At 41.7% G+C, this 25,943-nt stretch carries 23 protein-coding genes; 6 read left to right on the plus strand and 17 right to left on the minus strand.

The features are described 5' to 3' along the window. Positions 1–54: 54 nt before the first annotated feature. From RM544_RS02385 to RM544_RS02400, 4 genes are all read right to left on the minus strand, one after another. Positions 55–1,416 carry an anti-phage deoxyguanosine triphosphatase gene (locus tag RM544_RS02385; protein ID WP_311360176.1) on the minus strand — a complete coding sequence of 454 codons (1,362 nt, stop codon included), beginning with the start codon at positions 1,414–1,416 and terminating at the stop codon, positions 55–57. Between the two features lie 179 nt (positions 1,417–1,595). Next, on the minus strand, positions 1,596–3,524 hold the full coding sequence (locus RM544_RS02390) for an ATP-binding response regulator (protein ID WP_311360177.1): 1,929 nt from the start codon (positions 3,522–3,524) through the stop codon (positions 1,596–1,598). Between the two features lie 143 nt (positions 3,525–3,667). Then, entirely contained in the window at positions 3,668–4,276 is a 609-nt protein-coding gene (gene yfbR, locus RM544_RS02395; RefSeq protein ID WP_311360178.1) for a 5'-deoxynucleotidase, read from the minus strand. 9 nt (positions 4,277–4,285) lie between these two features. Next, positions 4,286–5,503, minus strand: a complete 1,218-nt coding sequence (locus RM544_RS02400; RefSeq protein ID WP_311360179.1) for a pyridoxal phosphate-dependent aminotransferase — start codon at positions 5,501–5,503, stop codon at positions 4,286–4,288. 157 nt (positions 5,504–5,660) lie between these two features. Between RM544_RS02400 and RM544_RS02405 the strand changes: the two genes are divergently transcribed. Both RM544_RS02405 and RM544_RS02410 read left to right on the plus strand, forming a co-directional pair. Further along, on the plus strand, positions 5,661–6,191 hold the full coding sequence (locus RM544_RS02405) for a C97 family peptidase (protein WP_311360180.1): 531 nt from the start codon (positions 5,661–5,663) through the stop codon (positions 6,189–6,191). Positions 6,192–6,318: 127 nt separating this feature from the next. Further along, complete coding sequence (locus RM544_RS02410; protein ID WP_311360181.1) at positions 6,319–7,113, plus strand: DUF2189 domain-containing protein; 795 nt, start codon at positions 6,319–6,321, stop codon at positions 7,111–7,113. An 81-nt stretch (positions 7,114–7,194) separates the two neighbouring features. Here RM544_RS02410 and RM544_RS02415 read toward each other — a convergent pair whose 3' ends face one another. From RM544_RS02415 to cmoA, 6 genes are all read right to left on the minus strand, one after another. Further along, positions 7,195–8,979: a sugar phosphorylase gene (locus RM544_RS02415; protein ID WP_311360182.1), complete on the minus strand. Its 1,785-nt coding sequence runs from the start codon at positions 8,977–8,979 to the stop codon at positions 7,195–7,197. Between the two features lie 10 nt (positions 8,980–8,989). Next, complete coding sequence (locus RM544_RS02420; protein ID WP_311360183.1) at positions 8,990–10,219, minus strand: glycosyltransferase family protein; 1,230 nt, start codon at positions 10,217–10,219, stop codon at positions 8,990–8,992. Between the two features lie 33 nt (positions 10,220–10,252). Continuing rightward, entirely contained in the window at positions 10,253–11,113 is an 861-nt protein-coding gene (locus RM544_RS02425; RefSeq protein WP_311360713.1) for an HAD-IIB family hydrolase, read from the minus strand. After that, the gene (locus tag RM544_RS02430; protein ID WP_311360184.1) at positions 11,103–11,990 is read right to left on the minus strand and encodes a hypothetical protein; all 888 of its coding nucleotides are present in this window, start codon (positions 11,988–11,990) and stop codon (positions 11,103–11,105) included. Before RM544_RS02430 ends, RM544_RS02425 begins: the two co-directional genes overlap by 11 nt. A gap of 201 nt (positions 11,991–12,191) precedes the next feature. After that, positions 12,192–13,160 carry a tRNA 5-methoxyuridine(34)/uridine 5-oxyacetic acid(34) synthase CmoB gene (gene cmoB / locus RM544_RS02435; RefSeq protein ID WP_311360185.1) on the minus strand — a complete coding sequence of 323 codons (969 nt, stop codon included), beginning with the start codon at positions 13,158–13,160 and terminating at the stop codon, positions 12,192–12,194. A gap of 1 nt (position 13,161) precedes the next feature. Further along, the gene (gene cmoA, locus RM544_RS02440) at positions 13,162–13,914 is read right to left on the minus strand and encodes a carboxy-S-adenosyl-L-methionine synthase CmoA (protein ID WP_311360186.1); all 753 of its coding nucleotides are present in this window, start codon (positions 13,912–13,914) and stop codon (positions 13,162–13,164) included. Positions 13,915–14,075: 161 nt separating this feature from the next. Between cmoA and RM544_RS02445 the strand changes: the two genes are divergently transcribed. Further along, entirely contained in the window at positions 14,076–14,711 is a 636-nt protein-coding gene (locus tag RM544_RS02445; protein WP_311360187.1) for a response regulator transcription factor, read from the plus strand. 67 nt (positions 14,712–14,778) lie between these two features. Further along, positions 14,779–15,747: an adenosine deaminase gene (add, locus tag RM544_RS02450; RefSeq protein ID WP_311360188.1), complete on the plus strand. Its 969-nt coding sequence runs from the start codon at positions 14,779–14,781 to the stop codon at positions 15,745–15,747. 64 nt (positions 15,748–15,811) lie between these two features. On the opposite strand, the gene fadE is transcribed toward add, so the two are convergent. The 4 genes from fadE to purM all read right to left on the minus strand — a co-directional run bounded on the left by fadE (position 15,812) and on the right by purM (position 20,892). Next, the gene (fadE, locus tag RM544_RS02455) at positions 15,812–18,292 is read right to left on the minus strand and encodes an acyl-CoA dehydrogenase FadE (protein WP_311360189.1); all 2,481 of its coding nucleotides are present in this window, start codon (positions 18,290–18,292) and stop codon (positions 15,812–15,814) included. 128 nt (positions 18,293–18,420) lie between these two features. After that, positions 18,421–19,176 (minus strand): DUF3108 domain-containing protein, encoded by a 756-nt coding sequence (locus RM544_RS02460; RefSeq protein WP_311360190.1) that lies wholly within the window; start codon positions 19,174–19,176, stop codon positions 18,421–18,423. Further along, positions 19,163–19,849 (minus strand): phosphoribosylglycinamide formyltransferase, encoded by a 687-nt coding sequence (gene purN, locus RM544_RS02465; protein WP_311360191.1) that lies wholly within the window; start codon positions 19,847–19,849, stop codon positions 19,163–19,165. Before purN ends, RM544_RS02460 begins: the two co-directional genes overlap by 14 nt. Before the next feature lie 2 nt (positions 19,850–19,851). Further along, on the minus strand, positions 19,852–20,892 hold the full coding sequence (gene purM / locus RM544_RS02470; RefSeq protein WP_311360192.1) for a phosphoribosylformylglycinamidine cyclo-ligase: 1,041 nt from the start codon (positions 20,890–20,892) through the stop codon (positions 19,852–19,854). A 148-nt stretch (positions 20,893–21,040) separates the two neighbouring features. On the opposite strand from purM, the gene RM544_RS02475 reads away from it, so the two are divergent. Together RM544_RS02475 and hda are read left to right on the plus strand one after the other, a co-directional pair. Then, positions 21,041–22,108 carry a DUF2066 domain-containing protein gene (locus RM544_RS02475; RefSeq protein WP_311360193.1) on the plus strand — a complete coding sequence of 356 codons (1,068 nt, stop codon included), beginning with the start codon at positions 21,041–21,043 and terminating at the stop codon, positions 22,106–22,108. 8 nt (positions 22,109–22,116) lie between these two features. Then, positions 22,117–22,812, plus strand: coding sequence for a DnaA regulatory inactivator Hda (hda, locus tag RM544_RS02480; protein ID WP_311360194.1), 696 nt, complete (start codon positions 22,117–22,119; stop codon positions 22,810–22,812). Positions 22,813–22,843: 31 nt separating this feature from the next. Here the strand turns inward: hda and RM544_RS02485 are convergent, their stop codons facing one another. Genes RM544_RS02485 through wrbA form a run of 3 tightly spaced genes read right to left on the minus strand, consistent with a single transcriptional unit; the run spans position 22,844 to position 25,858 of the window. Next, positions 22,844–24,784, minus strand: a complete 1,941-nt coding sequence (locus tag RM544_RS02485) for a hypothetical protein (protein WP_311360195.1) — start codon at positions 24,782–24,784, stop codon at positions 22,844–22,846. Then, positions 24,777–25,262, minus strand: coding sequence for a DUF2069 domain-containing protein (locus RM544_RS02490; RefSeq protein WP_409220036.1), 486 nt, complete (start codon positions 25,260–25,262; stop codon positions 24,777–24,779). The genes RM544_RS02485 and RM544_RS02490 overlap by 8 nt, the downstream gene beginning before the upstream one ends. Next, on the minus strand, positions 25,259–25,858 hold the full coding sequence (wrbA, locus tag RM544_RS02495) for an NAD(P)H:quinone oxidoreductase (RefSeq protein ID WP_311360196.1): 600 nt from the start codon (positions 25,856–25,858) through the stop codon (positions 25,259–25,261). Before wrbA ends, RM544_RS02490 begins: the two co-directional genes overlap by 4 nt. Positions 25,859–25,943: the final 85 nt, after the last annotated feature.

The raw sequence follows: 25,943 nt of genomic DNA on the forward strand, positions 1-25,943 counted from the left end.
GACAAGGCCTTTTTCATTTTTAAATTAGACCCTGTTAACTCATTATATATTTCACTAAGGCGTTAAAGAGTCTGTGACGGCGTTCGATTTGGGTAAGAATAAATGGGTATATAGGCGCGTCGCATACTCATCTGTCATTCCAGAAATGTAATCAGCAATCACACGAAACTGTTGATGCTGATTATCCGGTGCAGTCTTACTGTCCAATTCTACAGCCTCCATCCATCGCTTCGCAGTGTTTGCCGGCAATAAACGCTCTGGCTCAGAACTAAATGCTTCAAACAACTCCATCACGATCTGCTGACCTTTATACTCCAACAATTGCAATTCGGGTTTACGAATAACGAATTCATATACGAAGGACTTAAAAAGGCTCAGTGCTTTCGCATACTCTGCAGGAAATTTGGCGTTGTAATCTAGGATATCAGCCTCAAAAATACCTTGCTTTTGAATGCTTATCGCTGTGATAAAGGTATTCACAAGTGCACCAATAGCATTTTTCCGTTTGTAAGGGATAGCGCTAAATAATTGTTCAGTAATATTGATGATATTTTCTGATAAACCATTGATATCCATGTTTAAAATTGCTTTTACCACTTGGTTTTGAAACTCGTCACGCGTAACCATTGACATCACAATGGCGTCTTCAAGATCATGAATAGCGTAAGCAATATCATCGGCTAACTCCATAATTGAGCAGTCTACCGATTTATATAATGTTCTGGCGTGCCGGTTATCACCGACTAATGATTCGGAGAATATTTCTTGATCGAGTTCTGATAAAGGCGAAACAACCCAATCAAACGCGGCCTTATCACACAAATATAAACCTTTAGGCGGATGCCATTGTTTGGATTTTACTAAACGGTGAGTGTGAGGTTTCGCTTCAGTAATGGTAGTGTTCTTTAAATTATCGATATAATTTGGATATTTAATTAAGCCTAATAGTGTTCTTCTTGCTAAATTCATACCGTCATCAGGGCTATAAGTTTCTAGCTTTGTAATGATCCTAAATGTCTGTCCATTACCTTCAAACCCACCGTAATCATTCATCATGTAATGCAGTGCAACTTCACCGCCATGGCCAAAAGGTGGATGACCAATATCGTGCGCTAAACAAAGACTTTCAATGAGATGCTCGTCAATCTGTAATCGTTTCGCCAGTTCAGTTTGCTTTTGCCAAACTTGCGAAGCTATGCCAGTACCAATTTGCGCCGCTTCAAGAGAGTGGGTGAGCCTTGTACGATAAAAATCACTAATACCTATGCCCAATACCTGCGTTTTCGCTTGTAAGCGCCTAAAGGCCGCTGAATGCATTATTCTCGCTTTATCTCGCTGGTACGCAGAGCGATGGTCTCCATCACGCTTTTCAACTCTTTGTAAGGCGCGTTCAGACCAGACATCCACTATACTCATTACGTATCCTTATGATTTGACTATTTCTACGATTGAAACAACGGCGCCTTAATGCTCTTTTCCGCTAAATGGCTCGGTTTTTGTCCAGGTGAACTAATACTTTGGCTGTTATCATTCCCACTGTTCGTCTGAGGTGATTTTTTGTCTGATTTAGTCATAAAAGTTCCGCTTAGATGTCACTATAACTGCATAAGAATTTGATAAAAGCTGTCAAACTTAATGGGACGTTCGACAACGTGAGTAAAACCAGCATTAAAGTACATCTTTTGATCTTCGAGCTTAACCTGATTACATATCGCAATAATAGGAATATATTTATTTTCTCGTCTGATTTTTTCACACAGGTTCATTGCGTTAATCACAGGTAAGTCTTCGTCCACAATGACAGCAGTGAAACTCTTCAACTTTCTATAACTTTCAATGGCTCGTTTGCCATCGATTTCTGTAATGACTTTAGCACCCGTTGGGCGAAGTAACTGTTGTACTATTTTACTGCTTTGAGGCTTATCTTCTGCAAATAAAATGGTATGTTTAGAAAGGTCTGGGACAGCTTGAGTCAGTGTTGAAACGCCTTCGTTTGTGACATTATCTTTAATCACGGGGAGGGGAAGTGTCACCGAAAACTCTGAGCCTAAACCCACCGTTGACTCCAAAGCAATTTCGCCACCCATCAACGACACAAGTTTTTTGGATATCGCTAATCCCAGCCCAGCTCCACCAAATTCTCTCGTTGTTGTTTCATCTACTTGTCTGAATGGTTCAAAAATATGGCTTTTATCGTCCTCGCTAATGCCAACTCCCGTATCTTTCACTGTGAGTTGAAAGAACTGATGGTCTCCACTTGCCGCAATCGAAATATTCCCATTGAGGGTGAATTTCACCGCGTTTGAAATTAAATTATCGATAATTTGATTGAAGCGTAAAGGGTCGCCCAAACGATTATTTGCGAAATCACTCGGTATATCCACACTCAGTTCGACACTAGGTCGAATCTCTGGCCTATACTTGCTTATTACGTTTTCGAGTAGCTCTTTGACGTTTAAATCAACTTGGCCAATATCGAGCTTTCGAGCATCTAGTTTTGATAAATCGAGTACATCGTTTAAAATTTGAAGCAGTTCATATGAGGACTGGCTTGCCATATCAATAATAGAGCGTAACTCATCATTGAAGTCATAGCTCTGAAGTATCTGAATTGCCCCTAAAACAGCATTCAATGGCGTTCTAACTTCATGGCTAACATTGGCAATGAAGCGTCCTCGAGCAGCATTTGCTTCTTGCAGGAGCATAGCGTTTTTTTGGGCAATTGTTGCCTGCTCTAATAACTTATCGTTCTGCAGTTGTGTTTCGGTAACGTCGTTACAAGTACCAATAATACGCACGACCTTTTGAAAATCGTTATAAAACGAACGGGCCTTGAGCTTAATATATTTGATATTACCCAGCGGAGTAACCGTTTGAAAGACAATATCAAGCACATCATCAGTATCACCTTTTTTCATGCCGCTGTTTATCTGATCCATAAACATGTCGCGATGATCAACATGGATTAAGTTCACCCAGTCGTGAAACTTTATCGTCTTTTGAGTTTGGCGAGCGTCGAACAAATTGTACATTGATACGTCCCAATACAACTCATTGCTGTCGACTCTATAATCCCAGGTACCTGTATTGGAGTTTAGTAACGCAAGTTCAACACGCTCTTGATAATAATTATTCTGTTCTGCTAGTTCGACGGTATGAGTAATGTCTTGAAATAATGCGACCCGTTTGCTTAGCTTATTTACTTCACCAATAAATTCACAACAATAACGAAGCCAACGATCCTTGCCTTGGGATGTTTTAAAAACCACTCTCAACTCAATTGGACTTAGATTAGATTCACCTAGACTAATACGATTCTTTAATAGCTTTTGAGTATGTTCAGAAAAGCAGGGTAGGTCCCATTCCGCGGGTATTTGCGAGTCATTTCTTTCTAAGCCAAGCAAATTAAGCAGGTTATTAGATACACTAACTTGACCAGTGTCGTAGTCAAACAGTAATGTGCCAGTTTGAGTATACTTTTCAACTAAACTTCGTTGGTTAGGCGTGTCTAATAAAGAGTGCAATTTTGGCTAGTTCCTTATATCTGAAATTCCATCGTTAAGCGTTTATTGATGTTCCTAAAATCGCGTCAGTAGAACTTAGAGTATTCTTGTATTTACAGTTCATAGCAAGAGTAAGTTCACTATTCGTCATTGCTAGTTATTCACTATTCAGCTAATTGGTCGACGCTAACAAAGCATTTGTCCTTAAAAATACTCAAGAAGTAGTCAACTTCTGGCATTTCTTCTTGGTATTGTTTTAACATGCGTTCAAGCCTGGTCTTCACATGTGAGAACTCTTCATTTTTGAAACGTAGTTCATCACAGGCCTTGAGATAGGCAGATATTAAATCAGCAGCCTTTACCAATGACTTATATTCACTATCAACTTCTTTTTGCACTAGCAACGGCTTGAAGATAGGCTGCAATTCCAAGGGAAGTGTTTTTAAACACTCGAGCTCCGCCATTTCTTCAATTTTTTTAAATTCACGGGTCAAGTCTGGGTTGTGATATTTAGTGACATGATTAATATCCTGTAACTTGGTTTCCGATACCTCGTGATACAACGCGATCGTTGCCGCCTTTTCAGCATTTAGATTGCCATCGAAATAAGTGTTTCTGATAACCGCAAGTAAATGGGCGATGACAGCAACTTGATGGCTATGTTCGGCAACGTTTTCGCTCTTTAGTGTGTGCATTAAAGCCCATCTTTTAATTAGGGGCATTCTAAGTATCCAAGCTAAAAAAGCGCTGTGCTTATTCTGAGTCAATGTCATGGTTCTCTGTTAATTTTGAGTGTAGTTGTCGAAAAACTGTTTAATTTGGCCCAAGGCCGGACGCAATTGCTCTTTGTGTGGCAAAAACACTAAACGGAAATAACACCCGTCAGTCAGATTGAATGCGCTGCCATGCACAAGTAATATTTTCTTTTGGTTGAGCAGGTCTAGTACCATGTTAACGTCGTTTTTGATGTTGAATTTTTTGGCGTCAACGCTAGCAAAACAATACATTGCCCCCATCGGCTTGCTGCAGTGAATACCATCGATCTCGTTTAGCATTTCATAAGCAAGATTGCGCTGCGTAAACAGGCGACCATCACCAGCAATCAATTCATTAATACTTTGATACCCACCCAACGCGGTTTGAATCGCATGTTGGCAGGGAACATTGGAACACATCCGCATTGAAGACAATATGGTTAAACCATCGATGTAACTCTTTGCACTGTCCTTATTACCGCTAACAAGCATCCAGCCAGCTCTAAAACCGGCGACTCTATAGTTCTTGCTGAGTCCGCTAAACGTGACGCAGAATAAATCAGGTGCCAATGACGCAATGCAGGTATGTTTTGCATCGTCGTATAAAATCTTGTCGTAGATTTCATCACTATAAATAATCAAATTGTGTTTGCGTGCTATCGCAGCAAGGTCGAGTAGTATTTCCTTACTGTAAACGGCGCCGGTAGGGTTGTTCGGATTAATGAGAACAATAGCTTTGGTATTTTTGGTGATTTTTGATTCGATGTCTTCTAGATCAGGGAACCAACCTGCATGTTCATCACAGCGATAGTGCACAGCTGTCCCAGAAGAAAGGTTGACCGCTGCTGTCCATAAAGGATAATCAGGTGCAGGTAGTAAAACCTCATCTCCTGCATTTAACAGAGCTTGCATTGACATCATAATTAATTCGCTGACGCCATTGCCTAAATAAATATCTTTTACTTTGATATTGGTGATGCCCATTTGCTGGTAATACTGCATAACCGCAACGCGCGCACTGTAGATGCCTTGAGCGTCAGTATAGCCCTGAGCTGCTGGCAGTTGATGAATCACATCTTTAAGAATATCGTCTGGTGCTTCAAAACCAAATGGCGCTGGATTACCAATATTCAGTTTCAATATTCGTTCACCCGCTTCTTCCATTTTGTTCGCTTGCTCCAATATTGGCCCTCGAATGTCGTAGTAAACATTTGCCAATTTATTCGAGCGATTAATCGTAGACATGGTGCATTAACTTAAGATATTGATTTATATAGACCTAGAGGATAATACAGCTAAGCCTAAGTGTTAAGCGCTTTGTCACTATTTGTCACACTTTTTCATTGGCTAATTTTTCAACGACTAGGTTAAGATACCAAACAATGAAAATGTGGAGAAATACATGCCTGCACCTTTACTATGGCTTGGCGCTGCTTGTCTTGGCTTATATGCTACGAACAAAGCCAATAATGCCTATTTAAAACACAAGGAATATGTGAGCTTACTGCCAGGAGAGTCTACTAAGCGAGTAGCGCCTAGAAACGGTGCTATTGTGACTTGTGGTATTTATGGCGTCTTAGACCATACTGGTATATGGGTGAATGGCAATATTTACGAATTGAGTGGTGCCGGCTTGATTCGCTGTATTTCACCTCGACGCTTCTTAGAAAATCGTAGCGGCGAATCAATTTTTGTTGCATGTGACGATGATTACCGGCCATTGGCTGCTGAAGCCGTTGCCCAACGTTGCATTGATAATTTATATCATACCCGGGATTATCATGTGTTGAGTAATAATTGTCATCAGTTTGTATTAGAGATGCTTAGCGGCGAAAAACAAAGAATTACTAGCTTCAGCGAATTGAATGAAGCAATTGCGTCAATGTTCATGAGCCCAGTGAGCTGGCATCAAGCTAAAATTCAAACTTATTGAGATAGGTCAGTAAATGTGCGACTAAATTTTGAACTAAACAGTGAAGTGGATTAGTATAAACTTGAGTTAAGTAAATATTCTTAAGCTCGACAGTAAGTTAATGACTAAACGCTAAATAGGAGATGTTATGTCTCAGCAGTTCGATGAAATGCCAGAAACAGCGATTAATAGCAGTGGTATCGCACGTGTTATACCCTGTAAAAAATTGGCAGTGTTCGATTCATTAAAATGGATCTCACTTGCCATTAACGACTTTAAAAAAGCACCTGTAATCAGTTTGACTTACGGCGCCGCTTTTACACTCATCCCTTGGATTATCTTCTATCTCATAGAAACGACAGGGTGGTATATGATCATATTCCCTGCGATGGTTTGTTTTATGTTGCTAGGACCCTATTTAGCCGCGGGTTTATATGATGTTTCATGGCAATTTGAGAAGAAACATAAACCCTCATTGCGACATTCATTAAAAGCGATGTCCCGTAACGCTGTAAATGAATGGGCATTTGGTCTTTTATTGATGGTGCTAATGTTATTTTGGCTACGTATTGCGTCTCTGATTCATGCGCTTTACCCAAGTCACATGGAATACTCCTTAGCTAATTTATGGCCATTCTTGATTATGGGTACCATAGTGGGCGCGGTTCTTACGGTCATTGTATTTTTCATAACGGCGTTTACACAGCCGATATTAATGGAACGCAGAGTTGATTTGGCAACAGCGGTATTAACCAGTATGAATGCTGTTTGGTTGAATAAAAGAGCAATGTTCTTTTGGGCATCAATTATCGTTTTCTCGGTGTTTTTAGGCTTCGTTACCTTTTTCTTTGCGTTCTTGTTCATTATGCCAATAATTGGCTATGCTAGCTGGCATGGCTACATTGATACAATTGAAGTAAAGAGAGAAAGGGGCTACGAATAAGCGCCTGCAACTTACTAAAAAAGACCACTCGAAGTGGTCTTTTTTTTGCCTTGATGTACTGCTTTCAAGGTTATTGGCAGGTTATCCGGTAGATTTGTTAGATATCCACATGGTTTGATACGGTTTTAGCACCAAGTCTTCGGTGTTAGGGTCTATCGGCTTTTCTCCAATCAGATCAAACCACAGACTATTTTCTATTAAGTTAATGTCTGAAAGCCTAACTTTCTTGGTCTTGTGAGATATGTTCGATATACAGAAAATGCTTTGTTGACGGTCAGCGCTTTGACGCCAGTACCCAAATATTCGTCTACCGAGTTGCAGGGTAAATTGCGTTGCATTTGGATGAAAGGCTGCTTGTGAGCGACGAATTCGAATCAACATTGACAGGGACGAGAGAACTTTCGCGTGCACAGACTTGTTATTGTCTAAGTGAGTCACGAGTGATTTATAATCCCAGCGGTGCCTATTAATACCACGGTTTTGCCCGGTGTTTAATACTTTTTCTTCGTCGTTCGGGGTGCCCAATAATGAGTGGATATAAATACCGGGTATTCCTTCTAAACCCAGCATGATAGCGTGAGCACAAATAAAGCGCTGTAGTTGATACTTATCAGCACCTTCTAACGTGCCTTTCAGTGCATCAATTAATGCAATATTCAATTCATAAGGCTTTTGTTCACCGTTTTCAGTGGCTCGCCAAGACACTCGCCCGCCAAAGTTTTGCATACAATTGGCTAAGCTAGTGAGCTCTTCATCACTTAATAGGCCCTCGGCTGGCCTTAAACCAATACCATCATGAGAGGCAATAAAATTGAAATAGGTAGTCCCGTTCTGAGCCGGCGGCATACTCATCATCCAGCTTTTCAAATAACTGCAATCTCCGGTCACTAGCGTATTTAACAATAGGGGTGGAAGCGAGAAATTGTAAATAGCATGAGCTTCGTTAGCATTACCAAAATAAGTGAGGTTTTCTCTATTTGGTATGTTTGTTTCGGTAATAATGACAGTTTCTGGTTCAGCATGTTCAATCAGAGTTCGCAACAAACGAACAACTTCATGTGTTTGATGTAAATTAATCGACGGACTTCCCGCGACTTTCCATAAAAAGGCGATCGCATCGAGACGGAAAATCTTTGTTCCTTTATCGAGGTATAGACGGATAATATCCACAAACGTGAGCAACACTTTTGGATTTCTGAAATCAAAATCGACTTGATCGTGACTAAAAGTACACCAAACATGTTCGATACCACTTGCTGTTTCAACTTCCTTTAGTAAGTCTGATGTCCTGGGCCTGACGACCGCTTTCAAATCATCGCTTGGAGAGGCTGTAAAAAAGTAGTCTGAGCCGATACCATCTTTCGCAATAAAGTTTTGAAACCACTGACTTCTTGATGAGCAATGATTAATCACCAGATCCGTCATTAATCCATATTTATCCGCGATCTTTTCTATATCAGACCAATCCCCTAAGCTTTGATTAACTGTTGAGTAGTCGATTACTGAAAAGCCATCATCTGAGCTGTACGGAAAGAAGGGTAATATATGCACATGACTGATTATCAAATCAGCATAGTCCTCAAGAAAGCGTAAGAGTGTTTTCAAGGGTTTTTGCTGATAACCAAACTCGCTCGTGTCCATATTCTCGACGATACTGTCACCATAGGTGATCATTATGATGTCAGATTCGTCCCAGCGATTTTTATGGGGCGTCGGATAGTGGCAATCTTCAGCTGATTGTATACCAATCTTTGAAATCAGTTCTGGGACAATCGCTGAAATATCACTGCTGTTTAGCACACCCTCATAAATCACTTCTAGATGGTGTTTAACTTTCTCTTGTAAGTTAACAAAAACATCTGCCATATCGCGCTCCTTATGCTTTTTTACTGAACTCTTCAGAGTCGGCTTCGACAGCTTCTTTAAGTCTTTCCAGTACATCTGGCTTGGCGCTTACTACTCGGTTCCAACTTGGAATAAATGGCGTTTCCATGGGGTTATCTAAGAAGCTTTGGCCTGCTTTCATGATATTTTGAGCGAACATTTCTACCGCTTTTTCTTCGCTATGAATGTCTAGTTTTAGTCCATTCATGATTGCATCGTTGTGATAGGTTTCTATAAAGTCTAAGGCAATTCGAAAGTAGGTTGCTTTTATTGTTCTGAAGGTTTCAGTATTGAAAGTCGTGCCTTGTGTCGCTAATTTTCTAAACAATGCCTTAGTAATATCTATCGACATCTTCGATAGGCCACCATGTTCGTTGTTTAGTGACAAGTCTTGGTGCTTATGATCATAGGTTTTTGCAATATCCGCTTGGCAGAGCCTATTATGAGAATAGTTCCTATGCATTTCTGACAGCACACCTATTTCTAAGCCCCAATCGCTTGGAATTCTAATATCGTTAAGTACATCTCGGCGGAATGAAAACTCGCCAGCCAATGGATATCTGAAGCTATCCATAAACTCAAGATATTCATTTGAGCCTAGGGTAGTTTTTAGAGCACGGAGTAGTGGTGTGACTAATAGTCGAGAGACTCGGCCATTTACCTTGCCGTTAGCAACTCTGGCATAGAAACCTTTGCAAAACTCGTAATTAAACTGTGGGTTAGCAACCGGATAGATGAGTCTGGCGAGCAAAGAACGGTCATAAGTTAAAATGTCGCAATCATGCAAAGCAACGCTCTCTACTTTACCTGACGCTAGGATGTAGCCCATGCAGTACCAAACGTTCCTGCCTTTACCCAACTCCTTTGGTGCAAGCCCTAGTGCTTGTAGTTCCGCATCTAAAGCTTGAAGTCTTGGACCATCATTCCAAAGAATACGGTGATGCTGTGGTAGTTTTGCGAAAAAGTCGATGGCATAGCGATACTGGGCTTCGTCTGCTCGGTCTAAACCAATAACGATTTCAGACAAATAAGGAACGTCTTTAATATGCTCTATGGTCGCAGGTAATGCTTCGCCCTCAAGTTCGGAAAACAAAGAGGGTAAAATTAAGCCGAGTGGTCTTTTGCTAGAGAACTCTACTAATTCTGACTCTAGCTCATCTATAGAACGATCCTCTAGATTATGTAGTGTCGTTACAATCCCATTTTGATAAAAATCAGCCATGAGTTTCTCCTAGTTTATGATTAAATATTCCAATTATTTCGCAAAAAATACAGACTCTGGAATGAGCTGATCGAGCACTTCCGCCCAGCCCTCAGGGCCGTACTTATTGCTTGTATATAGTTTTACTGTGCGTTCTAGTGGTGGCGGAGGATTAACGGGTGACGCGATGCGAACCGCGGTATCTGCTACTTCCAGCATCGCAATGTCGTTCTTGCCATCACCAAGCGCGATTGTGCTAACAGTAATTTTGCGATGTTGGCGTTGATACTCTTTGAGTAACCACAATAGTGCGATACCTTTATTGTTGTCACCACAAATGTGCAAGAAGCGACCGCCTTTAAGAGGGTGGGCCCCCAGCTTGCGGACATGGGCAATGAACTTATCCATTTCCTCTTCGCTACCTTTCCATAACAAAGGCTCACCAAACTGCCTTTGCGCCGCTAAACTCGCATCTGCTTCTTCTAATCCTGTCACTTCCATTATGCGGCCAATACTCATGCTGGAAAATGCTTCAAATAAATGCCCAAATTCTGGTAACACTTTGTTAATCAAGCCTAACCAGTATTGCCGTTTTGAGCTAAAAGACTTCATCCAGTAGCCATCCTGCCAAACTGCGCCACGAGGTTTTTCAGGTAAAAAGTCTTTGTCTATGTATATTGCAGCTCCATTCTCTACGATAAATGGGCCCTTTATACCGAGCCTCTTTCTAAGGGAGATCAGCTCAGCAAACGTTTTGCTCGTGTTTGGAATGATGGGAATACCGTGATTCAAAAGGCGCGTCATGCATGCAACTGCTGCCTCGTGTTCGTAGGTATAATGGTCTAACAGAGTGCCATCGAGATCGGTAAAAACGAGCACTTGTCGCTGATATTTCGTAATTAAATCACTTTGCATTGTGAGCGCTTTTGGTAATTGTTCGTTCATTGTCTAACTCAAATATCCAGTCACTGATGAACTCCAGTGTACACAAACTATGCTCAGTTAGTCTCTGATAATATTGAATAAACTCTGCAATCTCTCTATCGCTCATGATCTCTGCTTTGTTTCCGACCTTTTGCAATAGTTTGTGTTCTTGCTGGCAACGCCATTTATAAACGCTATCAAAAGAAGGCGCTTTTAAAAATATCCATTTATCCATATAACGATAAAGTGGCATGTAGTCGTTTTGTAACTTTCTGTTCACGTAATTACGCCATTCACCTGTCTGGTCTGAATACTTTTCTAGGTCGTTAAGCGGTGTCGACAGTTGCTCATTGGCTTGTGACGGTACTCCCCAGCACCAACCTTCAAAGATAACGACACCAATTTGTTCAAGAATTTTGGTATGTAAGGTTGTAGCACTGCGATCATCAATAGATTTATCGAAACGTGGGATAAGGGAGGGACTTCCTTGCTTCAGCGAATGCAGCACGCTTGCAATTAATTGCGTATCGTGAGTACCGGGTACCCCCCTTGTTGATAACAAAGGATGGATATCATCGGCTAGAGTCTGACGTTCAGATTTCTTCAAATAGAAATCATCTAACGACAGCACAAGACAAGATTTCTCATACACGTTTTCCAATATATTTTGGATCAAACCGCTCATGGTTGATTTTCCGGAACCTTGGCAGCCATTTACGCCAATAAATACTGTTCTCTTTGCTTTATTATGGTGCAGCGATATCTCTTCGATTAGCGGAGTGAACCAATTTAGTGCAGTGTCCAAATAAGTCTTTGGCAATGATTCTTGCTCAATAAATTGATTGATGCATTCTTCGAGTTTTAGCATTTTTACCTTAAGATTCATATTAAATAGGGCATTGAACACATATGAGTGAAAAAAAAGCTGCTAATATTGGTTGCTTTTTGCTCAAATGATGGACAATGAGGGCCTCTATTTAACACGATAATGTCTTATACTTTGGGTCTATGTGTTCTGTATAACAAGCTTCATGCCAATACATAAAGCAAAGACTCTCAAAGTAGGTAATTATTTCTTTTTAGCAGTAAAAACTGAACGAGTAGGGGCGGGATATCCTTCAATGGTTAAACTAATATCATTAGGATCTAAAAAATCAGCTAAAGAATGGTTAGTCATCCACTCTGTGGCTCTTTGTTCTTCACATGTTGTAATTGACTCATCAACTAACTTTATATCGATAAATCCAACTCGCTCTAACCATTGTTTGAGCGCTAAGTTACTGGGTAAAAACCATACATTTCGCATCTGTGCGTAGCGTTCACCTGGCATTAACACTGTGTCGATATCGCCATTAACAACAATCGTTTCTAATACCAGTTGTCCTCCTGACCTAAGTTGGTTTTTTAATTGATATAAAAACTCAATGGGATCACGCCTGTGATACAACACTCCCATCGAGAATACCGTATCAAAACGATTTTCAGATGGCATATCTTCAATACCTAGTGGGAGATAATGAATGGGAGAGTTAGAAAGGTATTTCTTAAAAATACTAAACTGATAAAAAAACAGTTCCGTGGGGTCTATACCAACAACCAGTTCCGCCTTTTCGCCGAGCATTCTGAACAGGTGGTAGCCACTCCCACATCCGACGTCCAACACTTTTCTTCCCTCGAGAGTTTCGATGTGCTGCACGACACGGTCCCATTTCCAGTCTGAACGCCATTCAGTGTCAATATCGATACCAAATAAAGAGAAAGGTCCTTTTCTCCACGGCATGAATTGTTTGAGTACGTTTTTGACATGAGATCGATGGCCTGAGCTCAAGGCTTCGTCTGCATCAAAGCTGACTGATGCCTTCAACTCGACAGAAGCAGGAGTGATATCAGGGAGTTGTTTTAATTGTTGTTGCCATTTTGTGCTATCACCGCGCCGGGCTGAATTTTCCCAAGCCTCTAATTGCGGCATAAGGTGCGCTATCCACGGTTCCATGTCTGTATCGATAAGCGCTTGGTATATAGCTGACTTCCAATTCATTCTATTCCCCCTTAATTGCACAGAAAGAAGCGAAATTAAACTGTTGATACCAGATACTCACGGCACTAAATCCGGCGGCTTTTAATCTATTTTCGTGTTCTGTGAATTCATCTAATATCATCACATTTTCCAAGGCTGTTCTTTTTTGCGCAATTTCTAACTCACTGTAGCCATTTTCACGCTTGAACTCATGGTGACAGTCGATAATTGCGCTATCAATTTTTGGGTGCCCGAGTTTTATTTTTTCTGACAATATTAATATGCCACCGGGTACTAAGGCTTCATGAATCTTCATCATGAGCGCATCACGTTTAGTTTTATCGATGAACTGTAAGGTGAAATTCATCACGATCACACTGGCCGGTTTGAAATCAATGCATGCAATGTCATCTTTTATGATGTGAATAGGGGAGCCATAGTTATAATTATTTACGTTACGTTGGCAACGAGAGACCATAGCAGCGGAGTTATCTATGCCGATAATCTCCAGGCCAGTTTTATCGATTTGCTTCGCCATCGACAGGCTTGCTGCACCAAGAGAGCAACCCAAATCATAAATGTGCGTATTGTCCTGAGCAAAAATAGCGCTCAGTTTGCCGATACCATCTATGATATTTTTATAGCCTGGAACTGAGCGCGCTATCATATCAGGGAAGACATCAGCTACTTGGTCATTGAATGAAAAATCTCTTACTTCCTCTTGCTTGCTACTGTATATTCTATCTTTGTTGTCGCTAGGTGTATTTTTAGCCATGGTATCTCAGTTATGGAACAAGCACTATGATCATTAAAAATCGAGTTGCTGTTAGGAAATGTCGTCACTTTTGAAGCAATGCAGCACGTAAGTTGGTAGTATATAAAAAACTACCGCTCTATAAAAATAATAATGATAAATATAATCTCGGGAAATGGTAAATGTACAAGTTTTTGATTGCTGATGATCACCCTTTGTTTAGAGAGGCGTTGAAGGGCTCTCTTTCTTCCTGTTACGACAGTGTCAGCTTTTTTGAATCAGATTCACTAGACACGACAATAGAAGTGCTTCGAAAAGGGAGAAAGATTGATTTAATCATCCTCGATCTGAATATGCCAGGTTGTGATAATTTTTACGGTTTACTTCGAGTGAAGCAATCTTACCCAGACATTCCAGTGGTTGTGTTATCCGCGAGTGATTCAACAGAAACTATCGCTCAGGTTATGGAGTTTGGTGCCAATGCTTTTATTCCAAAAACCACACCAACATCCGATATCAAAAAAGCGATAGACACCGTGCTTGCAGGTAGCAAATGGCTACCTAGTAACATCGAAGAAGCGTTAGTTCATGTAGATAGTGAAGCGAAAAGCATTGCTAATAGGTTGCGAGAGTTAACACCGAAGCAATTCAAAGTCTTAAAGCTCGTGAAAGACGGCATGATGAATAAGCAAATAGCCGATGCACTTAACGTGACCGAAGCAACAGTGAAGGCGCACATCGGGGTGATATTTAAGAAACTAGATGTTAAAACGCGCACGCAGATAGTACTGGCTGTTGAAAAACTCAAGCTTGACTGACCTTATCACTCTCAGTTAAATACTTTTAGTTTGTCACTCTTAGTTTATTATCAAGGCAAGGCGATTCATGACCTCATATCCTGCGCAATATTCGCCTCTAGTCGATTTGCATCGACATTTGGACGGCAATATCCGCCCGCACATAATGTGGAATTTAGCCCAGCAAAATAAGATTGCACTGCCAGTTGATTCGCTTTCAGAATTAATCAAGCTTACTACCATCGAAGACCGAACCAGCGATCTCATGCAGTTTTTGCAGAAATTAGATTATGGGGTGTCTGTTTTAGCGAATATCGACGCATGCTATGAGGTTGCTTATGATAATGTTGAGTCGGCCAAAAGCGAAGGCTTAGATTATACTGAATTGCGTTTCTCGCCATATTTTATGGCGAATAAATTCAACCTCCCCATGAACGAAGTCGTCAACGCGGTGGTGCAAGGTGTAAAAGATGGCAATCGTGTCTTTGGCACAAATTATCAATTAATTGGCATACTCAGCCGTACATTTGGTGTGGAAGCGTGTCAACGAGAGTTAGATGCTATATTGTCACAGGTCTCTGAGTTTGTAGGGATTGATCTAGCGGGTGATGAACGAGGATACCCCGCAGCATTGTTTGAGAGTCACTTTAAACAAGCGCGAGACAGTGGACTCCATGTAACCGTGCATGCCGGTGAAGCCGCGGGGCCGGAGAGTGTATGGGATGCAATAAAATTACTCGGTGCTGAAAGAATCGGTCATGGCGTTGCCGTCGTCAATGATAATAAACTCATAGATTATATGCTAAAGCATAATATCGGCATTGAGTCGTGTCTGACCTCGAATTATCAGACTGGCACATGGACTCAATTATCGACACATCCATTGAAACAGTTCTTAGATTTGGGGCTGTCCGTGAGTTTAAATACAGACGACCCTGCGATTTCCAATATTACGATTCAAGATGAGTATAAGTTAGCTGAGAAGGTTTTAGGGTTAAATACTCATCAAATAGAAACGTTACGTAAAAACGGCTATCGCCAAATTTTTAAAAAGTAATGTTTTCACGATGTAAAAAAAAGGCTACCTAACTAGGTAGCCTTCTCATTTGTTCTCTAGCGAACTAAGCAGCTTTCACTGCTTTGGTTGATTTGCGCTTAGCTGCCGGTTTCTTAACTTTTTTGCTGGTCGACATTAATAACTCTTGCGGATCAAAGTCATCCACGTTGATAGTTCTCAATCTGCCAGCTTCTGTTTCTATTAATAAATCAGCTTGTTCTTTATCAATAATACCGGCTTCAAGTGCGCGCTCAGCAACTAAGTCCAAGTTCGTCATCGGGAGCTTTTCACCTAACTCTTTGCATATCTTGTCGAAGATAGGTTCAACTTTCACGATATTGAGCAGCGTTTTCTCTAAATCACCAAACAAGTTACCTTCCTCTTGGGTCAAGTATTGACCATGACCCAGTCTGTCTCTGGTTTTATTCGGATGTTGTAAGATATGCGCAATTTTGTGTTCTATGTCATCAGATGGAGCAGAGTAGCGCTTACCAAACGGCAGAACTAGAGCTCTCAACGACACACCAATCACTTTATTAGGGAAATTACGCAGGAAGTCGTCTAAGGCTACTTCTAGCTTAGAAAGACAATCTTGCATCGCCCAATGGACAAAAGGTAAATCGTCATGGTTACGACCTTGCTCATCAAAGCGCTTAAGCACGGCAGAACCAAGATATAGATAACTTAGAATATCACCTAGTCGGGCTGACAGTCTTTCTCTTCGTTTTAAAGAACCACCTAAAACACCCATACTAACATCAGTGAGTAATGCTAGGTTTGCACTATATCCTTGCATACTTTTATAGTACTTCGCAGTTTCATCTTTGAATGGCGCAGAACTCAAACGGCCGCCGACCAAACTAAACCAGATAGAACGGAAGGTATTACTAACAGCAAAACGAATGTGCCCGAATACTGCTGAATCAAACGCTTCCAATTGTTCTTCTCTATCTTCCATTTGAGAGGCGTAGATCTCTTTCAATACGTAAGGGTGACAACGCATTGCGCCTTGGCCAAAGATCATCATATTTCGCGTCAGTATGTTTGCACCTTCAACGGTAATAGAAATAGGAACGCCTTGATATGCGCGGCCTAAGTAATTATTTGGACCTAAACAAATTCCCTTACCGCCATGAACGTCCATAGAGTCATTAACAATTTGACGCATTCTTTCAGTTAAGTGGTATTTACATATGGCAGAAATAACTGACGGCTTTTCGCCTAAGTCAACGCCCGCAGTAGACAGTGTTGTTACGGCATCCATCAGGTAGGCATTACCACCGATGCGACCTAACATCTCTTCAACACCCTCCATCTGACCAATTGGCATACGGAATTGTCGACGGATACGTGAGTAAGCGCCTGTTGAGAGTGCTAACGCTTTTGCACCACCAGCAGCGGATGATGGCAGGGTAATGCAGCGTCCAACTGATAAACACTCCATCAGCATACGCCAACCTTTACCAGCCATCGCTTCACCACCAATGATGTAACTCAGTGGTACAAAAATATCCTTTCCGCGCACCGGACCATTGTGAAATGGCACATTCAACGGGAAGTGACGACGACCACAATCGAGTCCTTTGGTATCTCTTGGAATCAATGCACAAGTAATACCCAGGTCCTTCGTTTCGCCGAGCAGACCCTCTGGATCCTTGAGTTTAAACGCTAACCCAATAACAGTAGCGACGGGGGCGAGTGTGATATAACGTTTTGAGAAAGTTAAACGCATCCCTAGCACTTCTTTACCGTCAAATTTCCCCTTGCAAACAATGCCTTCATCTGGAATTGCGCCTGCGTCAGAACCGGCTTCCGGACTTGTTAGAGCAAAACATGGGATTTCATCGCCGACAGCGAGGCGAGGGAGATAATGATCTTGCTGTTCTTTCGTACCATAGTGTTGAAGCAACTCACCCGGGCCGAGTGAATTTGGCACACCGACGGTGCTAGACAAAACAGCACTAACACCTGCTAATTTTTGTAATACTCTTGATTGTGCATAAGCAGAAAAGTCGAGACCGCCGTATTGCTTTTTAATGATCATGGCAAAGAATTTTTTGTCTTTCAAAAACTGCCAAATTTCATCAGATAGGTCAGCATCAACATGATTTATCTGCCATTCGTCAACCATATTGCAGACTTCTTCACAAGGTCCGTCAAGGAAAGCTTGCTCTTCTGCACTTAGTCGAGGCTGACTGATAGCATGAAATTTCTGCCAGTCTGGCTTACCGCTGAAAATGTCTCCGTCCCACCAAACAGTGCCGGCATCGATAGCCTCTTGTTCAGTCGTCGACATTTCAGGCATCACACTTTTGTAGAAAGCCAATAACTTTTTGGTGATAAATTCTTTACGCCAAGGTGCGTAACTTAGCGGAATAGCCACTACCGCAAATGCTATCCAACCAAAAATACCGACGCCATCAGCGACAGTACCCACAACCATCGCGACGGTGACCGCAACTAAGGTTGTTTGAGGAGAAGTTTGTTTATACGCCGTGGCGCCATAAACACTAAGTACAATAAGTAACCACAATAATTCGTTCATCTTTGCTCCCGCAGGTCTGACCAGATTAGGTAACGGTATTACTTGAGGACAAAAAGATCAAGTAAAACGGTACAAAAGAGGAGGCTTATCCTCACAAGATTGTTTACGTATTATACAGGATTTAGATGTTATTGTTTTGTATATGAAGAAAGCTGGATATCGCCTTGTTCTTCACCTTCTTTAAACTGTTGTAATCGTACGAGAACAAAGTCGAGGGAAGGGGCAAACCATGCATAGGTTTGGCGCTTATTTGAATCTCTATTGACCTTAACCTTGATTGCCTCAAGTTGACCAAAAGGTAAATCTACCGTTTCTGTTTTTACAACTTCTATAGAGTAACTGCGTTTTTCACCACGGTAATTTAGAAATTTGTAATCGAATTGATTTTTTCCTGAAACGAGTTGGCGTGAAATATCAATTCTGAAAAGTTGATTGTCATATTCGCCTTCCCATTTGAGCGTTTCACTTTTATTAATTTTTATCTCTTGTTTTTTCTTATCGAAAACAACCTTTAAGGATTTGTTAGGCCCCGTTCCTTTGCGAGCAAATTCGTATTTGGTCGGTGTAATAATACCTGCATTATAATTGAAAAAGCTCGTTTCATAGCGTTTGTCGGAAAGAAAGAAACGAGATACTTTAGATTGATAATCTAATTTATATGTTGATGACGCTACAAGAGACAGCGACAAACTGGCAGTACCAATTTTTTTGTCATGCCGTAAGGCATCGTATTTAGCGATAAATGGGGGAGGTAGGGAGACTTCAGATTCTGACTGAGCTAGCGCGGGCGGAGAATATCCGCCAGCAATGAGAGCGATGAATCCGACTAACTTCATTGTTCTAGTTAATGTGTCTAGTCCTTTGACCCATTTAATCGCTTGCATAACCTTGCTCCGAGAGTAATTCGTCATCTAAATACGCTTTATATTCTGCCAGCTTAACACGCTCAGCACACAACCAGCTAACAACAAGTGGATAAATATCATGCTCTTGCACCAACACTCTCTGTGCCAACTCGTCAGCAGTGTCGTCTTCGAACACCGGCACCTTTGCTTGTAATATAACGGGGCCACCATCAAGTTCTGGAGTGACAAAGTGCACAGAAGTCCCGTGTTCCTCGTCGCCGGCATCGATTGCTCGTTGATGTGTATTTAGTCCTGGGTACTTCGGCAACAAAGATGGGTGAATGTTCAATAATTTGCCCAAATACTTATTTACGAACTGCGTACTTAAAATACGCATGAAACCAGCGAGTACAATAACATCTGCGTGCGAAGTATCTATTTCGGCACTGAGGGCGATGTCAAATGCTTCTCTTGTATCAAATTGCGTGTGATCAACACAGACACCTTTAATGCCAGCTTGTTCTGCACGGTTTAGAACACCTGCACCGGGAATATTACTGATAACTTTGCACACTTCGCCAGATATTTTTTGATTAACGCATGCATCGATAATTACCTGAGCATTTGAACCGCCACCAGAAGCAATAATGACTATTTGCTTTTTGGCGGCGACAGTTGTTTGCGACTGAGACTGTTTGGTAGTGGCTGTCATTATTAATTAATAACCACTTGTTCTTGGTCTTCTTGGCGTTGCTTAATGTCACCGATTATCCATGCATTTTCACCAAGGTCGTTAAAAGCATCACTTATAGCTTGTGCATCTTTTTCTTCAACGGCCAATATCAAACCGACACCGCAGTTAAACGTACGATACATTTCATGAGTTGTGACATTGCCTTTCTTTTGAAGAAGTTCAAAAATCGCTGGCCACTGCCAAGAGGAACCATCGATTACCGCCTGCATATTATCAGGGAGCACGCGAGGTATATTTTCCCAAAAGCCGCCACCAGTAATATGGGAAATCGCGTTTACCTTAAATGATTCCAATACTTTTAATACAGATTTTACGTAGATTCTAGTCGGTTCTAATAAATGATCAGAAATCGTTTTTTCATTTAAGTTGGCCGACAAGTCGAGGTGACTGACTTCAATGATTTTTCGTATTAACGAGTAGCCATTTGAATGTGGACCGGAGGAGGCGAGAGCAATCAGTTTGTTACCCGTGGCAACATTACTACCATCAATGACATCTTCAGCTTCTACGACACCCACACAAAAACCGGCAACATCATAATCTTCGCCATCATACATGCCTGGCATCTCTGCAGTTTCGCCACCAATAAGTGCGCAACCAGCTAGTTGGCAACCTTCTCCAATGCCCGTGACAACACGCGTCGCTGTATCAACATCAAGTTTGCCTGTTGCATAATAATCTAGGAAGAAAAGGGGCTCTGCACCTTGAACGATCAGGTCATTCACGCACATCGCGACTAGGTCAATACCAATGCCATCGTGCTTATTTTCATCCATTGCAAGACGAAGCTTAGTGCCAACACCATCTGTACCAGACACGAGTAAAGGTTGTTTATATTTTGTAGGCAGCGAACAAAGCGCGCCGAAACCACCCAAACCACCTTTAACTTCTGGACGATGTGTTTTTTTCGTCACAGATTTAATTCTTTCTACTAACTGATTGCCAGCATCAATGTCTACACCAGCATCTTTATAACTAAGGGGTTTGTTTTGTTCAGCCACGCGCTTTCCTCTGAAAAATTTGAAGGCAGAATTTTAGCAGTTCATCGACATAAAAGGTATCAAAAAACAATGTGGAACAAATATCTGATGCAAAAAAGCATGAAATATCTCACAATAGCGGCTTAGATATGAATAGGAACAAACACTTTTGAATAAAACGCTGTTACTTTTTGCTGTTGCTTTATTGTTCACTTTCCCTGTGAGCAAGGTACACGCTCAGATTGATCACCTCAATGTGGGAGAAGTTGTGGTATCTGATCAATCTATTTACTCACAAAAACGCGCTGGTAAGAGAGCGTTTGAGCAAGTTGTCACTAAAATGAGTGGCGAAAGTACGAGCAACGAGAATATTACTGTTCGTCGTGCTGCCACAAACTTTGAACAATATTTGATCTCCAGTTCATACCGACAAGAAAAAGAAGCACTAATATACCGAGCTGAGTTTAACCAAGATAAAATTATTGACTTGTTACGATCTGAAGGGCTTAGAGTTTGGGGCAAACGCAGGCCATCAAGTCTGTTATGGATAGCCATTGAGGACGACACAACTAAAGATAAAACGTTGTTGACCCAAACTACAGAAAGTGATCTCAAGACCTTATTGAATACCGCTGCATTTCAGCGCGGTATCGAAGTTGTATTTCCATTAGGTGATTTGAGCGATTCGATGAACGTAAGTACCAATGATGTTTGGGGTTTATATTCTTCAAGTATCTATAATCACTCAATTCGGTACGGCACTAACTACGTCATTGGCGCTAAAATAGGCTTGGGTTTTGATGACTACAGCGCAAGTGAAAAATTCATTCTTAACTATTTTGTGACGGACGGTCAGTCTATAGAAACTGCGCAAGTTGCTGGTGATTCATTACCTGTGTTATTGGGCGAATTTATTAATCGCTACGCAGACGAACTGGGTTTGAAATATGCGGTGAGCTCAGATGATACGAACGAGACCTACGATATCGTATTAAAAGTATCCAACGTGAATAGTTTGCTAGATTACAGAACGGTATTAAGTATTCTTAGTTCTCTGACAATAACCAAGAGTGTGGAGTTAGTGGCGCAACAAAATGATGTGTCAGAATTTCACATCACAACAAACGTACCGGCTCTGCGTTTACGCTCCATATTGAAACTCGAAAACACTATCTACGAGGGAGAACCTGCTAGCGACGATGAGCAGAGTTTGACATATATCTGGCGAGGTAAATAGGTTTGCAGTTGAGTTTACCTGTCTCACTGAATGTTGATGAGACATTTGATTCTTTTTATTCCGCTGGTAATGATTTCGTTGTTGAGTATTTAAAACAGTTTTTATATTCCGAGAACGCAAGTTCAACCGTGATTTGCTATCTACATGGTAGCAGAGGCTTAGGCAAATCACATTTGCTATATGCGATGTGTCAACATGCCAATCAAATCGATCGCTCCGCGATGTATTTGGATATGTCGATCCTTGTGGAAATGCCAGTAGAAGTTGTAGCAGGGCTCACAGAATATCAACTTTTGTGTATCGATAACTTGCACATCATTGCTGGGGTTAGAGAGTGGGAAGTGGCGATTTTTGACCTCATTAATCAGTTTATCGAATTGGGAGGCAATCATCGCATTGTATTAGCCAGTGGATCTTCACCGATAAGCTCTGGCTTTGTCTTGCCAGATTTGGTCTCCAGACTCAGTTGGGGAGCCGTTTTTAAACTAGCTTCACGCAGTGAAGACGAGCTCTTAGCAATCATTTCGCTTAGGCTTAGTCTTCGTGGGCTTGATGCCAGTGACGAGTCTCTGCGATTCTTACTCAGCCGGGTAGGACGAGAATTAGGCAGTTTAATGGATATTCTCGATGAATTAGATAAAAAGTCACTACAAGAGCAGCGAAAAGTCACTATCCCATTCATTAAACAAGTGCTTAATGTTTAAATAATCGTGAGTTTACGCCATTCCTTTCTGTCTACTCTAAGGTAGGCCGCCCTTTATGAAGGTCTTGTGCTTCCAAAATGCTAGTTTCTTCAGGCCTTAACGGTATTTGTATGGCATTTTCACCTAGCTCAGACAAATCAATATTATCAAACCAGCCAATACCTGAACGCAATAGCAGGGGAGCGGGTAATTCGTTATCCTGAATATCACGGATGTTGCCAATTTGCGGCAATATTTGGCTGACCGTATATCTAGCACGCGCTTGCACTTTCGGGTCATTAAACCTATCCCGTTGCCCCCAAGTCACCAGCAGATTATTATTATTAACAGTATTCAAAATGCCCAAATCAGCTGAAGCGCCTAAGCGATATTGCATCATAAAGCGTTCAAACAATGTTGCGTAATCTTCGCGCTCGTTGAGGTAGGAATAATAGGATGACGCGCTATCAGGCGAGAAGAAGCTTTGGATGTCATCTGCAGCGTAGTTCCTTTGAGTTGCACTTGCTGTATCGCCAGCGAAACTCACTTGTGCCAAGCCTTTCATTTGGGATGAGGCTAAAGGAAAGTTTGCAATCATTTCGTCGGATTTCGCGCCGTTGTTGTTGAAGTATGAGCGAGGATCATCGCTATCACGTAAAGTCGACCAAACGGTATATGGGAAAAAATCATTGGCGTGAGCGAGTTCGTGATACATGAGCCATGAAATATCAGCTTCTAATACGTCAAAAGAACGCGACTCTCTTGCCGCGATCGGATATTGTCTGCCTGGCATATAAGCTTCGTTGTCCTTTACATATCGCCAAAATATTCGAAAAGACAAATCGGAGCTGAAGCCGCTCCGGTAGTCTGGCGCTTCATTTAAGGTATCTCTCTCTTCTGGGGTAACCCAAAAATTATCGGCATCTAAGTAAATCGCGCCCGTAGCAGTCAAATAAAATGAAGGTCTCACGTCGTAAGAAATGACAACCGCTGTCACTCCTCTTAACAGTTGCAACATATCGGGCCCTGCAAGTGACTGCTCTAAGTATTGCTTAAAGCGTTCGCCCATCCAATCGTGTGAAACCAGGGTGCGGTCCAGCACGTCCTGTATCGAAGGTGTATCGGTTTGCTGACCCAATAGAGGGAGTGTACCGAAGGTACAGGTACTGCTTAACGTATTCGTGTAAACACAACTTTCAAGTGCAGACTTGTATGGACTGTCGGGGTTAAATGCTCTGATATCTTGTGTCGTGATAATATTATTTGATGGAAAATAAGCGTCATCCGAGATGATTGCATCAGCAATCGTAATAAAAGTAAGGTCTGTTGCTTCGCTACCATCAGCAAAACTGACTTGTGCTTCAAACTGTAATATTTCATCCCGATTTACCGTGGGAATATCAAATGTCAGGAGGTTTGCTTGGGATTCTCCTACTGCCATATTGAGAACCGCAGAGCCGGCTAGCTGATTCCATTCGACTGTCGCTGTACTGATATCGTGACTTAAAGAGCCGACTCGAATCGATACCTTGCCTCGTTCTGTCACAGTATGGTCTAAGCGAATATTCGCATTCGCAACCTCGGCACTCGCTGCCGTAAAATCGTAAGACAACGCCTGTGTTCCAGATGTGGTATTTACAGTTACATCAATTGCATAATCACCTGCGACTGGAACATCGAAACCAATCGTGCGTGACTGTGTAGCTAGAATACTTAAGGAAGGGCCTGCTGTTTGTTCCCAATTAACCGAATTGATTCGGCTACCATCGTTCGTGATCACGGCAAAACCATAAGAGCCGCCCTCTGAAAACGATTGATCGCCATACAATTCGACATTGTTAACGGTAAGGATAGGATCTATGGAACCAACACTCTCTGTCATTTCAGGTGGTGGCAAAGGACTTCGACCAGAGCTTTGACCGTCATTAGAAGAGCCACCGCAAGCGCTGAGCGTGATGGCAATAGCAACAACAAAAGGAGTCGACTTAATCATCTGGTTTTCCCTCAAAAAATGTTTTCTCTTCTTCCATTACGGTTTTCAGTTTTGGTAAGCCTGTTCCGAGTTCCTGACCTCGTAATCTAGCAAACGCGCTACAGCCAACGAACATGCCTGTTGCGAAGATCAGTTCTATAATGGCATACAACATTTGTGTTGGTTCAGCATATATGACCGTAATACTGTGTAAAAAGTACAGCAGGACAATAAAACTTGCCCAAGCATGAGTGTAAGGTTTTCCTTGCACTACTCCATAAAAAGGTAGTAGCAATGGGAGAATGTAAATTAGAAACTTGAATAAAATTGAGTATTCCGCATTCATTGGTAAGAAGAAATACCAGATGCACATCCAGGCTAAGAGACCAATATGACTTACAAGCGCTAATATTCGAAGGTTTTTAACTTTTGCCGACATTGGCACGGATGTTTGGGCCTGTGATTCGCTTGTGTTCGAAGCAGGTGATGATGAACTCATGAATTATTCCTAGATTTTATGGCATGTTGTGCCAGTCTTTTACCAAAAGCAATGGCGATTGATTTTTCGTCATTGCTGAGAGTGCTTTTACCATCTCGGCTCAGTGCACTGGGCCCATAGGGCGTTCCACCGTCGCTTGTTTGATGTAATCCTGGCTCTGCATAAGGTACGCCAATGATGGCCATTCCATGATGAAGCAGAGGCAGCATCATGCTCAACAAGGTCGACTCTTGTCCACCGTGCAAGCTTGAAGAGCTTGTAAAAACGCCAGCCGGTTTATCGATGAGAGCACCTTTCAACCAAAGGCTCGATGTTGTATCAAGAAAGTGCTTCATTGCAGCCGCCATATTGCCAAAATGAGTTGGACTGCCCAATGCGAGGGCGTGGCATTGGATTAAATCTTCATGTGTGACGTAGGGCGCGCCGCTCTCTGGTACTGAGTCCTCAACAGCTTCTATTGTTGCTGATACACGGGGTACGGTGCGTAGGCACACATCAGCGCCTGCTTTCTCAGCGCCTAGCATTATTGACTCAGCCAGGGCTTTGGTGATGCCGTGTTGGCTGTAATACAAAACCAATACATTTGCTTTATTCATAGATGCATTATTACTCTTTGCTAAATGGAATGACTCTTTGCTTGATGAAATACTTACGCGTATTACCCATAAATAGATGCCTTTT

The organism is Brumicola blandensis (assembly GCF_031846165.1).
In the GTDB taxonomy this organism is placed as follows: domain Bacteria; phylum Pseudomonadota; class Gammaproteobacteria; order Enterobacterales; family Alteromonadaceae; genus Glaciecola; species Glaciecola blandensis.

Bases quoted from the DNA above. Each gene is read 5' to 3' on its own strand.
- RM544_RS02425 (WP_311360713.1), bottom strand. From the start codon at position 11,113: ATGCAAAGTGATTTAATTACGAAATATCAGCGACAAGTGCTCGTTTTT.
- cmoA (WP_311360186.1), bottom strand. From the start codon at position 13,914: ATGGCTAAAAATACACCTAGCGACAACAAAGATAGAATATACAGTAGC.
- RM544_RS02410 (WP_311360181.1), top strand. From the start codon at position 6,319: ATGTCTCAGCAGTTCGATGAAATGCCAGAAACAGCGATTAATAGCAGT.
- RM544_RS02415 (WP_311360182.1), bottom strand. From the start codon at position 8,979: ATGGCAGATGTTTTTGTTAACTTACAAGAGAAAGTTAAACACCATCTA.
- fadE (WP_311360189.1), bottom strand. From the start codon at position 18,292: ATGAACGAATTATTGTGGTTACTTATTGTACTTAGTGTTTATGGCGCC.
- RM544_RS02485 (WP_311360195.1), bottom strand. From the start codon at position 24,784: ATGATTAAGTCGACTCCTTTTGTTGTTGCTATTGCCATCACGCTCAGC.
- purN (WP_311360191.1), bottom strand. From the start codon at position 19,849: ATGACAGCCACTACCAAACAGTCTCAGTCGCAAACAACTGTCGCCGCC.
- RM544_RS02405 (WP_311360180.1), top strand. From the start codon at position 5,661: ATGCCTGCACCTTTACTATGGCTTGGCGCTGCTTGTCTTGGCTTATAT.
- RM544_RS02385 (WP_311360176.1), bottom strand. From the start codon at position 1,416: ATGAGTATAGTGGATGTCTGGTCTGAACGCGCCTTACAAAGAGTTGAA.
- RM544_RS02460 (WP_311360190.1), bottom strand. From the start codon at position 19,176: ATGCAAGCGATTAAATGGGTCAAAGGACTAGACACATTAACTAGAACA.
- add (WP_311360188.1), top strand. From the start codon at position 14,779: ATGACCTCATATCCTGCGCAATATTCGCCTCTAGTCGATTTGCATCGA.
- yfbR (WP_311360178.1), bottom strand. From the start codon at position 4,276: ATGACATTGACTCAGAATAAGCACAGCGCTTTTTTAGCTTGGATACTT.
- RM544_RS02430 (WP_311360184.1), bottom strand. From the start codon at position 11,990: ATGCTAAAACTCGAAGAATGCATCAATCAATTTATTGAGCAAGAATCA.
- RM544_RS02400 (WP_311360179.1), bottom strand. From the start codon at position 5,503: ATGTCTACGATTAATCGCTCGAATAAATTGGCAAATGTTTACTACGAC.
- RM544_RS02490 (WP_409220036.1), bottom strand. From the start codon at position 25,262: ATGAGTTCATCATCACCTGCTTCGAACACAAGCGAATCACAGGCCCAA.
- wrbA (WP_311360196.1), bottom strand. From the start codon at position 25,858: ATGAATAAAGCAAATGTATTGGTTTTGTATTACAGCCAACACGGCATC.
- RM544_RS02445 (WP_311360187.1), top strand. From the start codon at position 14,076: ATGTACAAGTTTTTGATTGCTGATGATCACCCTTTGTTTAGAGAGGCG.
- RM544_RS02420 (WP_311360183.1), bottom strand. From the start codon at position 10,219: ATGGCTGATTTTTATCAAAATGGGATTGTAACGACACTACATAATCTA.
- cmoB (WP_311360185.1), bottom strand. From the start codon at position 13,160: ATGAATTGGAAGTCAGCTATATACCAAGCGCTTATCGATACAGACATG.